Genomic DNA, 10877 nt, shown 5'->3' with positions numbered 1-10877 from the left:
TCGCTGGACGTTCGTGGCTATCTGCCGAGGCTCCGCCCGACCGTTCGACGGCGGTGCGGCCGACTCACTCCGGCGCGGCGAGCCGGTAGCACATGCCGGGCTCGTCGGTGTCCTCCGGCGCGCGCTCGGTGTAGTAGACCCCGTCGTCGGTGACGAACGGGGCGCTGGTCACCTCGCCGTTGCCCTCGACCGCCCAGGTCACCGAGCCGTCCCCGCGGTCGAGCGCGTAGAGGTGGTGGTCGTACGAGCCGACGAGGACGTGCCCGTTCGTCACGGTCACGTTCCCGGTGATCCACCCGTCCGTCGGGGTCGACCACAGCTCCTCGCCGGTCGCCAAGTCGATCGCGTAGACGTTCGTGTCGTGGCTCCCGACGTACACCGTCCCGTCGTGGACCGCCGGCGCGCACATGACGCCGCCCGTGCGGATCGGGTCGGGATCGCCCGACGGCGACACGGACTCGTCCGTCTCGAACGCCCAGAGCCCGGAGCCGTCGGCGATGTCGACGGCGGTGACGGTGCCGGCCCACGACGGCACCACCGCGATCCCGCGGCTGACCGCGATCGGGGCCTTGACGTCGCCGCCGGTGTCGAAGGTCCACGCGCGCTCGCGGTCGGAGACGGACCACGCGTAGACGCGACCGTCGTTGGCGCCGAACAGGAAGCGGTCGCGGTCGAGGTCGACCGCGATCGTCGAGTGGGGGTGGTCGGTCGGCCGGCCGTCGCGCCACACCTCCTCGCCGCTCTCGGCGTCCAGCGCGACGGCGGCGCCGCTCGGCGGCGTGAACTCGACGGCGAGGTACAGCGTCCCGTCGTGGTACGTCGGGCTGGCGGCGGCCGCGTCGCCGACGTCGGTCTGCCACTCGATATCGCCGGTCGCGACCGAGACCGCGGAGACGACGCCGTCGTAGGTGCCGACGTACGCCGACCCCTCGGCGACCGCGGGGGTGCCGTGGCTCCCCCACTTAGCGTCGGAGAGGTCCGTCGCCCAGTTCGTCGTCCCGTCGACCGCGATCGACTGGATCCGGCCCGTGTCGTCGGCGACGAGGACGTCGCCCGCCGGCGTCGGCATCGGGCTGCCCTTCGAGGCGGAGTGCTCGCCGCGGTTCGCCGGCACCGACCACCGCACCTCGACGCTCTCGGGTATCGTCGCGTTGATGTGGCCGTGGTTCCGCAGCCCCTGTCGGAACTGCGACGTGAGCCCGTCCGACGACTGCGGCCGGGCGGTAAGATCCAGGGGCAGGTCGACTCCGTCGAATCCCGACCCGGCGCCGGCGGCGGGCGAGTCGCCGTCGCCCGGCGAGTCGCCGCCGATCGAGCTACACCCGGCGAGGCCGGCGACGCCGACGCCGCCGGCGACGCGGAGCCAGTCGCGGCGCGTGCGATCTCTCATAGGGACCGGTTCGGGGGTGAGGATAAAAATCCACCTCGCTCGGAGCGAGGTGGGTCGCGGGACGCGACGCGGCCGCGGCTGGTCGAGGCAGCGGTCCGAGTGAAGTTTTGCGAGGGAAGAGCGCTCCGAGAGCGTCTTCCGCATCACGGGGGGTGGACCCCGGCGATGCGAGGGGAGGGATTTGAACCCACGGACCTCTACAGGAGCGGATCTTGAGTCCGCCGCCGTTTCCGGGCTTGGCTACCCTCGCACGCGGGCTGGCGTTAGATGGGCGCCTCCTTTACGCCGTCGGTTCCGCGCCGACCAGCGTCGCGCGGAACCCGCCCGCGGCGGACTCGTCGATTTCGAGCGTCCAGTCGTGCGCGGCCGCCACGCGCTGGACGATGGCGAGCCCGATCCCGGTTCCGCCTCCGGGGGAGACGCCGAAGTCGGTCAGCGCCGCGCGCGCCTGCTCGTCGTCCGGCAGCCCCGGGCCGTCGTCGGCCACGTACACCCCCCGGTCGTCGACGCCGACGCGGACCGTGGGGGCGTCCCCGCCGTACTCGAAGGCGTTGCCGATGAGGTTGCCGGTGGCGCGCCGGAGCAGCGTCGGGTCGCCGGTGACGGGACCGGCCTCGTCGACGACGAGGTCGGCGTCGGGGGGGCAGTCGCCGAAGTCGCCCGACTCCAAGCAGTCGGCCGCAAGCTCAGCGAGGTCGACCGCGGCGTCCTCGGTCTCGATCGCTTCGGGCTCGCGGGCCATCACGAGCGCCTCGTCGATCATCGTCTCGATCCGGTCGAGCGCGTCCTCGGCCGCCGCCAGCCCCTCCGTCTCGTCGGTCTCGCGCGCGAGGTCGACGTAGCCGCGGGCGACCGACAGCGGGTTCCGGAGGTCGTGCGAGAGGAAGCCGGCGAGGCGTTCGAGCCGCTCGTTGAGCCGCTTCAGCTCGCGCTCGCGTTCGACCCGCTCGGTCACGTCGCGGATGACCCCGACCGCGCCGACGATCGACCCGTCGTTCTCGATCGGCGTCAGCCGCGTCTCGGTGGTGACGTCGCTGCCGTCCGCGAGCGTCGTCGTGAGCTGGACGCGCTCGTCGTCCGCCTCGCCGTCGAGGACCCGTTCGACCGCCGCCCGGTAGCGGCCCCCCGTCTCCGCGCTCCAGTACCCCGCCTCCACGAGCCGCTCCGGGTGCCTCCCGTGGAGGACGGCCTCGTCGAACCCGGTCACCTCGCGGAGGCGCTCGTTGACGAACACCCGGGTCCGGTCGGCGTCGAGGACGTAGGCCCCGTCGCCGAGGGCGTTCACGATCGACTCGGCGTGGTCGATCGGACTCGACTCCGACGGGGGTTCCATGCGGTCGCTACGGGGCGAGCCGTAAAGTCCTCTCGGGTGACCGACGGCGCGCCCGGCGAGTCACCCGGCTATCATGGCGACGCCGACCACCGCGAGGACGGCCGCGACGAGCCGGAGCCGGAAGTGGCGCTCGCCGAGCAGCACGCCGCCGAGGACGACCGCGACGATAGCCTGCGTGTTGATCACGGGCGAGGCGACGCTCGCGGGCAGCGCCGCGAACGCGACCGTGGTCAGGTGCTCGCCGACGGCGACGAGCGCGCCGGCCGCGAGGAACTTCGGAACGTCTTCGCGGCTCGCGTCGATCGGGGTTCGCACCGCCGCCGGGAGCAGCACGACCGCGACGCCGGCGAGCAGCAGCGGCACCCAGAGCGTGCCGGGGATCGCGAGCTCCTGGAGCGCGACCCGCTTGCCCACGTCGCCGACGGCGTAGCAGGCCGCGCTCGCGAGCGCCAGCTGGGCGGGCCGCGAGCGGGCGGCCCGCGCGAGCGGCGCGAAGAAGCTCCCCGGCTCGTAGTTCGCGACGTACACCGCGAGCGTGGTGACGACGACGCCGGCGACCTGGATCGGCGCCAACACCTGACCGAGCAGCCCGACCTCCAGCGGGAGGACGAACATCGGGACCACCTTGTTGATCGGCGCGACGTACGAGACCGCCCCGTCCTCGATGGCCCGCAGGAAGAGGACGAAGGCCGCGGCCGTCGCGACGCACGTGCCGGCGACGACGGCGAACCGCCGGGGGACGGCGATCCCGGCCAGCCCGGCCGCGGCGTCGCCGAACCCGACCGTGAGCCCGGTGCCCGCGAGGAACCACCCGAGCGCCGCGGCGTTGACCGCCACCGTCAGCGCCGCCGGGGGATAGTCGGCGAAGGCGCGCTTCAGGACGAAGAGATACGTCCCCCAGACGACGGCGGCGGCGACGGCGAAGAGGAGCCCGGCGTCCATTCGTTCGCCCCGAGCGCGACCGGCGGAAAGAGTGGTTCGATCCGGGGCCGCCGGGCGCCGGGCCTCGCGAAACGGTTAGGTCGCTGCCGCGAGAACGCCGCGCACATGGACGACCACACCCGCGACCCGGGCGTCGCCCCGCCGCTCGGGAACCCGACCGGGTGGCACGCGGGCGGCGAGCCGTCCGGCGACGGGGAGGCGTCGGCGGAGGGCGCGGCCGACGCGGGGGCCGTCGGGGGGTACTGGGAGCACGCGACGCTGCGGCGCGCGACCGAACACGGGGTCCGGCTGTTCAACGACGGCGCCTACCACGAGAGCCACGACTGCTTCGAGGACGAGTGGTACAACTACGGGAGCGGCACGGCGGAGAGCGCCTTCCTCCACGGGATGGTCCAGGTCGCGGCCGGCGCGTACAAGCGCGTCGACTTCGAGAACGACGCCGGGATGCAGTCGCTGTTCGAGACGGCCCTCCAGTACCTCGACGGCGTCCCGAGCGACTTCTACGGCGTCGACGTCGCGGACGTCCGAGAGACGCTCCGCGCCGCGCTCGACGACCCGAGCGCGGTCGACGGCTGGCAGATCACGCTCGACGGCGCGCGGCCCCCGGCGTACCCCGCGGACTACGAGTACGCGGAGCGGGTCGACGAGAGGCACTGAGGGCGGGCCGACGACGCGGGCGAGGGCTCGCGGCCGCCGCCGATCCGAACGCCACTTATCAGCCGCCCGCCTGGAGGTCGTATGGAGATTCACGACCTTGGCGACGGGGAGCCCGAGGTCGCCGTGGTCGGCGCGATCCACGGCGACGAGCCCTGCGGCGCCCGCGCCGTCGAGCGCCTGCTCGACGCCGACCTCGCCCCCGAGCGTCCGGTGCGGCTGATCGTCGCCAACGAGGCGGCGCTCGACGCCGGCGAGCGGTACCTCGACGCCGACCTCAACCGGGCGTTTCCGGGCAACCCCGACGCGGCGGCCCACGAGGTGCGGCTGGCGGCCGACCTCGTCGACGCGCTGGCGGGGTGTACCACCCTCGCGATCCACTCGACGCAGTCGTACGCCGAGCCGTTCGCCGTCATCGACTCGATGGACGAGGTGACCCGCGCGGTCGCGCCGCACCTCCCCGTCGACGCCGTGATCCAGACCGACGCGTTCACCGAGGGCCGGCTCATCGAGCACCCGCACACGCTCGAAGTGGAGGCCGGGCTCCAGGGCTCCGAGGGCGCCGCCGACAACGCCTACTGGCTCGCCCGCGCGTTCCTCGCGGCGACCGGCGCAATCACCGCGCCCGGCGCGGACGACGTCCTCGACGCCGGGGGCCGCGAGGACGTGTCCGTGTTCCGGCTCCGCGAGCGGATCCCGAAGCCCGACGCCGAGGCGTACGAGGTGTTCGCGCGCAACTTCGAGCGCGTCGAGTCCGGCGAGCGGTTCGCGGCCGCGGACGGCGAGCCGCTGCTCGCCGACGAGCCCTTCTACCCCGTGCTGCTGTCGCCGAACGGCTACCGCGACCAGTTCGGCTACGTCGCCGACCGGGTCGGCACGCTGGAGTAGCTACTCGACGAGTTCGATGGCGTCGTCGCCGTTCGGCACCGCGCAGATGAACGCGCCCGGCTCGTCGCCCGCGTTCCGGTACCAGTGTTCGACGCCCGCGGGGATGAGGAGGGCGTCGCCCGGCGACACCCGATGCTCCTCGTCGCCGACGCCGACGACGTACTCGCCGGAAAGGACGTACTGCTCGTGTTCGACCGCGTTGGTGTGGCGCGGGACCTCGGCGCCCGGCGCGAGTTCGAACCGGCGCATCGCGAAGTTCGGGGCGCCGTCGGACTCGTCGAGGAGGACGGCCTTCGAGAGCCCCTCGGCGGCGTCGACCGGCTCGGACGCGACCGCGTCGGCGCGTTTCACGACCGCCCCGGGATCGGCTGTGTCGCTCATGGGCGTCCGTGACGGGCGGGAGGTACTTAACCGATCACCGCACTGACCCGGTGACTTAACCGATCACCGGCCGAACCGGAGGGTATGCGTGGAATCAAGGTCGGGAGCGCGTTCGGTATTCCGATCCGCCTCAACTGGACGTTCTTGCTCGTCTTGCCGCTGTTCGCGTACCTCATCGGCGGAGAAGTGAGCACCATCGCGGAGGTGATGAACGAGGTCGCCGGGCTCGGCATCGACACGGCCGCGGTCGCGACCGGGACCACGCCGTGGATCCTCGGCCTGTCGGCCGCGGTGGGGCTGTTCGCCGGCGTGCTGCTCCACGAGTTCGGCCACTCGCTCGTCGCCATGCGGTACGGCTACGAGATCGAGTCGATCACGCTGTGGCTGCTCGGCGGCCTCGCCAGCTTCGCCGAGTTCCCCGAGGACTGGAGACACGAGTTCTGGATCGCGATCGCCGGCCCGCTCGTCAGCGTCGCGGTCGGGGCGGCCTGCTACGCCGTCGTCCTCGTCGCGCCGATGGGCTCGAACGCCGTCCTCTTCGTCTTCGGCTACCTCGCGCTGTTGAACGTCGTGCTCGCGGTGTTCAACATGCTCCCCGCGTTCCCGATGGACGGCGGCCGGGTCCTCCGGGCGCTGCTCGCGCGGAACCAGCCGCACGCGCAGGCGACCCAGCGGGCCGCCGCCGTGGGGAAGGTGTTCGCGTTCCTGATGGGGATCATCGGCCTGTTCACCTTCCAGCTGCTGCTCATCGTCCTCGCCTTCTTCGTCTACATCGCCGCCTCCGGCGAGGCCCAGCAGACGACCCTGAAGGCCGCCTTCGAGGGCGTCAGCGTCACCGACGTGATGACGCCCCGCGAGGACCTCCACACGGTGACTGAAGACACCTCCGTCGCCGACCTGATGAGCCGGATGTTCGAGGAGCGCCACACGGGCTACCCGGTCCTCGACGGCGACGACCTCGTCGGGATGGTGACGCTCGAAGACGCGCGGTCGGTCCGCGAGGTGGAGCGCGACGCCTACCGCGTCGACGACGTGATGGCGACCGACCTCGTCGCCGCCGACCCGAACGCCGACGCCCTGACCGCGCTCCAGACCATGCAGGAGCACGGCGTCGGGCGCCTCCCGGTCGTCGACGCCGACGGCGCGCTCGTCGGGCTCATCTCGCGGTCGGACCTGATGACCGCGTTCAACATCATCCAGACCGGCGGCACGCCGGGCGTCATCAGCGGCCGACGACAGGGGGCCGGCGACGAGTCGCGGATCCTCTGACCGCTCGCGCCCCGGCGACGGCCGGCCGCACCCCCCGGCGTGGGGTATATACGCGGCAACGACCTACCTCGGTACGTGACAACCCGGACCATCCGCGCCCGCGACCGGCCGGTGTTCGGCGTCGACGTCCACAGCGGCGACGTCCGCGGCGACAGCCCCTCCTACGCGCTCGTCATCCTCGACCCCGTCGACGAGGACGACCCGGACGCCCCGGACGCGGACGGGCCGATGGCCCGGGTCACCCGCGACGTGGTCTCCTTCCGGAAGCTCTGCCGGCTGATCGACGACCGCGAGCCCCTCTACGTCGCCACCGACAACGCCTACGAGCTGGCGGCCGATAAGAACGAGCTGGTCGGCTTCCTCCGGTCGCTGCCGGACGGGACGCGGCTGGTCCAGGTGACCGGCGCCGAGCGCCCGGAGCCGCTCTCGCGGGTCGCTTCCCGGCACGGGATCCCCTACGGGAAGGAGCCGATGAAGGAGGCGGAGGCGGCCGCGCGGCTCGCCGCGGCCAACGTCGGCCACGAGGTGACCGCCTTCACCGACGAGACGACGGTGAAGGTGTCCCGCGGCCGCTCGACGGGCAAGGGCGGGTGGAGCCAGGACCGCTACACCCGGCGGATCCACGGCAACGTCCGGAAGCGGACGCGGCAGGTCCAGTCGAAGCTGAACGAGGCGAACCTCGACTTCGAGCGCGACGTGACCGAGAAGTACGGCGGCTACGCGAACGCGACGTTCACCGTCGAAGCCCGCCCCGAGGACATCCCCGTCTCGGACTCGCGGGCCGGCGACGTGCGCGTCGAGGTCGAGCGCGAGCGCCGCGACGGCATCGAGTACGAGCCGCTGGTGAAGCGGCGCGACCGCGTCATCGTCGGCATCGACCCCGGCACCACCACCGCGGCCGCGGTCGTCGGCCTCGACGGCACCGTCCACGCGCTGTACTCCTCGCGTACCGGCGACACGGCCGAGGTGACCGAGTGGATCGTCGAGCAGGGGCGACCGATCATCGTCGCCGCCGACGTGGAGCCGATGCCGGAGACCGTCGAGAAGTTCCGGCGCTCGTTCGACGCGGCCGGGTGGCGCCCCACGACGGACCTCCCGGTCGACGAGAAGCTCCACCGCACCCGCGAGGCGAGCTACGACAACGACCACGAGCGCGACGCGCTCGCCGCCGCGCTGTACGCCTACGACGACCACGAGGACCAGTTCGAGCGGATCGCGGCGAAGACGCCGCCGCGGCTCGACCGCGAGGCGGTGATCGCCGGCGTCGTCGCCGGCGGCTCGTCGGTCGAGGCCGTCGTCGAGGACCTGAGCGAGGACGACGGCGCCGGCGACGACGGGGGCGACGAGGCGGAGGCGGACCCGACGGAGCCGGAGCGCACCGAGGAGGAGGAGACGATCCGCCGGCTCCGCGAGCGCGTCGACCGGCTGGAGTCCCACGCCGAGTCGCTGGAGGAAGACCTCGACGAGCGCGACGACCGGATCGCGGAGCTGGAGTCCGAGTTGGAGGAGGCGAAACGCGAGGAGCGCATCGAGGCCCGCACGCGGCGGGCGGTCTCGCGGCTCGAACGCGAGACGGACCGGCTGGAGCGCGAGCGCGACGAGGCCCGCGAGCGCGTCGAGGACCTCGAACGGAAGGTGGAGACGCTGAAGGAGCTGTGGCGGCTCGACCACTCGAACTTCGGCGACGTCGCCGAGGGGCAGGGCCTCGTGAGCGTGAAGGTCGTCGAGCAGTTCACGCTCGACGCGCTCGACGCCGCCGACGAGGCGTACGGGCTCGTGGCCGGCGACGTGGTGTTCCTCCGGGACGCCTCCGGGGCGGGTCGCCGGACCGCCGAGCGGCTCGCCGAGGCGGAGCCCCGCGCGGTGATCCGCGGCGAGGGGAACCTCTCGGACGTGGCCGACGAGGTGCTGTTCGAGCGGGCGGTTCCGGTGGTGCCCGCGGACGCGGTGCCGGTCCGCGAGGTGGACGAGCTGGCGGTCGCGAGCGAGGAGGCCCTCGTCGAGGCCGTCGACGAGTGGGAGGAGCGCGCCGAGCAGCGCCGCCGCGACGAGAAGGCCGAGCGGATCGACCGGATCATCTCCGAGCACCGCGCGGGGCGGACGCTGCCCGAGACCGAGGAGTGACCCCGACCCGGTCGCCTCGAAACCGAGGAACCGGCGGTCGACGGCCGCGCTGGCGGCGCTCCCCGTGAGTCGTCGGCACGCATCCAGAAGTCATATGTCCGGGAACGCACACTCGGAGGTATGGACGCTCACGAGCTGATCACCCGGAACGCGGCCGAGGTGGTCACCGAGGCGGAGATCGAGGCGCTGGCCGACGACCCCGAGGGCAAGCGGGCGTACGTCGGCTACGAGCCCTCGGGCGTGCTCCACATCGGTCACATGCTCACCGCGAACAAGCTCATCGACCTCCAGGAGGCGGGCTTCGAGGTCACCGTGCTGCTGGCCGACGTACACGCCTACCTCAACGACAAGGGATCGTTCGAGGAGATCCGCCACACCGCCGAGCGCATGCGCGACCAGTTCATCGCCTACGGGCTCGACGAGTCGAACACGCAGTTCGTGCTCGGCTCCGACTTCCAGCTCGACGACGACTACACGCTCGACCTCCACGCCCTCGAACTGGAGACCACCCTCTCCCGCGCCGAGCGCGCGATGGCGGAGATCAGCTCGGGCGACTCGGTGAAGGTGTCGCAGGCCGTCTACCCGCTGATGCAGGCGCTCGACATCCCGTACCTCGGCGTCGACCTCGCGGTCGGCGGGATGGAGCAGCGCAAGGTCCACATGCTCGCGCGCGACGTGCTCCCGAGCATCGACCGCGAGCCGCCGACGAGCCTCCACACGCCGCTTATCGCCGACCTCGGCACCGGCCGCGGGAAGATGTCCTCCAGCGAGGGCGTCACCATCTCGATGGAGGACTCCCGCGAGGACATCGAGTCGAAGGTGAACGACGCCTACTGCCCGCCGACGGCCGACCCCGAGCCGACCGACGACGGCGCCGAGCGCGAGAACCCCGTCCTCCAGGTGTTCGAGTACCACGTCTTCCCGCGGTTCGACGCGGTGACCGTCGAGCGCCCCGAGGAGTACGGCGGGAACCTGGAGTACGACGCCTACGACGACCTGGAGGGCGACCTGGAGTCCGGCGAACTCCACCCCGCGGACGCGAAGGGCGCGCTCGCGGAGTACCTCGACCGCCTCATCGCGCCGGGGCGCCAGCAGCTCGCGGAGTAGGTCGGTCGTTCCGCGGCGCCCTCACTCGGCGTCCGCCTCGTTCCTCGCCGCGCGACCGTCGAGGGCGCAGGCCCCGTCCAGACAGCCGAGCCCCGCCGCGGTCTCGAAGACGGGGAGCCCGCAGTCGCACTCGTCGACGACGACCCCGGCCGGGAACGAGAAGGTCGTCTCGCAGTCGGGGTAGTTCTCGCAGCCGAGGTAGACGCGGCCGGGCGCGGAGCGGACCCGGAGGTCGCCGTCGCAGTCCGGGCAGTCCCAGACGCCGTCGAAGCGGTCGCTGACTGCCTCCGCCATGGGGTCGCAGCCCGGGTCGAGACAGAGGTGGAACGGCTCGCCGCGCTCGACGCGAATCTTCGGGAGCCCGCAGTCGTCGCAGGTGGCGTCCGTGACGCTGGCGCCCGCCGGCAGCCCCCGCCGCTCCTCGCAGTCCAGGCAGACCACGTCGCCGCGCGAGCGCACGAGCGGCCCGCCGTCGTCCGGGCAGGTCCCGACCGGGACGCCGGCCTCGGTGACGGGGAGGACCCGGCTCGCGGTCGCCTCCGCCGCGACGACGCGGAGTCGCCGGGAGCCGTCGCGGGCGGTGACGGTGAACCCGTCGCCGTCGCCCTCGACGACGACGCTCTCGGGGCGGGTGAGCCACGCGACGGGCTGGTAGCCGTCGGCGTCGTGGACGAGCGTCGTGTCGTCGGGTTTGATCAGGACGACGACCCGTCCCCGGTGGGTGCGGGTGCGGTCGCCGCGGTCGGTTACCTCGCAGTCGCCGGCCAGCACGCGGAGTCGCTGCGGCAT

Annotated in this window: 10 protein-coding genes and 1 tRNA gene; 5 read left to right on the top strand and 6 right to left on the bottom strand. The window is 72.7% G+C overall.

What is annotated here, in order from left to right; genetic code table 11:
• Nucleotides 1-64: 64 nt before the first annotated feature.
• The 4 genes from AMR74_RS02105 to AMR74_RS02090 form a co-directional block, all read right to left on the bottom strand.
• A complete protein-coding gene (locus AMR74_RS02105; RefSeq protein ID WP_053770407.1) occupies nucleotides 65-1390 on the bottom strand; it encodes an outer membrane protein assembly factor BamB family protein in 1326 nt (441 codons plus the stop codon).
• 166 nt (nucleotides 1391-1556) lie between these two features.
• Nucleotides 1557-1640, bottom strand: a tRNA-Leu gene (locus AMR74_RS02100).
• A gap of 30 nt (nucleotides 1641-1670) precedes the next feature.
• Entirely contained in the window at nucleotides 1671-2723 is a 1053-nt protein-coding gene (locus AMR74_RS02095) for a PAS domain-containing sensor histidine kinase (protein ID WP_053770406.1), read from the bottom strand.
• A 60-nt stretch (nucleotides 2724-2783) separates the two neighbouring features.
• Nucleotides 2784-3665 carry an EamA family transporter gene (locus AMR74_RS02090; RefSeq protein WP_053770405.1) on the bottom strand — a complete coding sequence of 294 codons (882 nt, stop codon included), beginning with the start codon at nucleotides 3663-3665 and terminating at the stop codon, nucleotides 2784-2786.
• A 105-nt stretch (nucleotides 3666-3770) separates the two neighbouring features.
• On the opposite strand from AMR74_RS02090, the gene AMR74_RS02085 reads away from it, so the two are divergent.
• Nucleotides 3771-4322: a DUF309 domain-containing protein gene (locus AMR74_RS02085; protein WP_053770404.1), complete on the top strand. Its 552-nt coding sequence runs from the start codon at nucleotides 3771-3773 to the stop codon at nucleotides 4320-4322.
• A gap of 81 nt (nucleotides 4323-4403) precedes the next feature.
• Complete coding sequence (locus tag AMR74_RS02080) at nucleotides 4404-5207, top strand: succinylglutamate desuccinylase/aspartoacylase domain-containing protein (protein WP_053770403.1); 804 nt, start codon at nucleotides 4404-4406, stop codon at nucleotides 5205-5207.
• Here AMR74_RS02080 and AMR74_RS02075 read toward each other — a convergent pair whose 3' ends face one another.
• On the bottom strand, nucleotides 5208-5588 hold the full coding sequence (locus AMR74_RS02075; protein ID WP_053770402.1) for a cupin domain-containing protein: 381 nt from the start codon (nucleotides 5586-5588) through the stop codon (nucleotides 5208-5210).
• An 84-nt stretch (nucleotides 5589-5672) separates the two neighbouring features.
• Here AMR74_RS02075 and AMR74_RS02070 point away from each other — a divergent pair, with 84 nt between their 5' ends.
• From AMR74_RS02070 to AMR74_RS02060, 3 genes are all read left to right on the top strand, one after another.
• Nucleotides 5673-6857, top strand: coding sequence for a CBS domain-containing protein (locus AMR74_RS02070; protein WP_053770401.1), 1185 nt, complete (start codon nucleotides 5673-5675; stop codon nucleotides 6855-6857).
• A 75-nt stretch (nucleotides 6858-6932) separates the two neighbouring features.
• A complete protein-coding gene (locus tag AMR74_RS02065; RefSeq protein ID WP_053770400.1) occupies nucleotides 6933-8981 on the top strand; it encodes a DUF460 domain-containing protein in 2049 nt (682 codons plus the stop codon).
• A gap of 120 nt (nucleotides 8982-9101) precedes the next feature.
• Complete coding sequence (locus AMR74_RS02060; RefSeq protein WP_053770399.1) at nucleotides 9102-10088, top strand: tyrosine--tRNA ligase; 987 nt, start codon at nucleotides 9102-9104, stop codon at nucleotides 10086-10088.
• 21 nt (nucleotides 10089-10109) lie between these two features.
• Here AMR74_RS02060 and AMR74_RS02055 read toward each other — a convergent pair whose 3' ends face one another.
• Nucleotides 10110-10877, bottom strand: a complete 768-nt coding sequence (locus AMR74_RS02055; RefSeq protein WP_205625941.1) for a topoisomerase DNA-binding C4 zinc finger domain-containing protein — start codon at nucleotides 10875-10877, stop codon at nucleotides 10110-10112.

It is taken from the genome of Halorubrum tropicale, from assembly GCF_001280455.1.
GTDB lineage: Archaea > Halobacteriota > Halobacteria > Halobacteriales > Haloferacaceae > Halorubrum > Halorubrum tropicale.
Note: the sequence above shows the minus strand (reverse complement) of the source record. Positions and strands in the feature narration are given on the sequence as shown.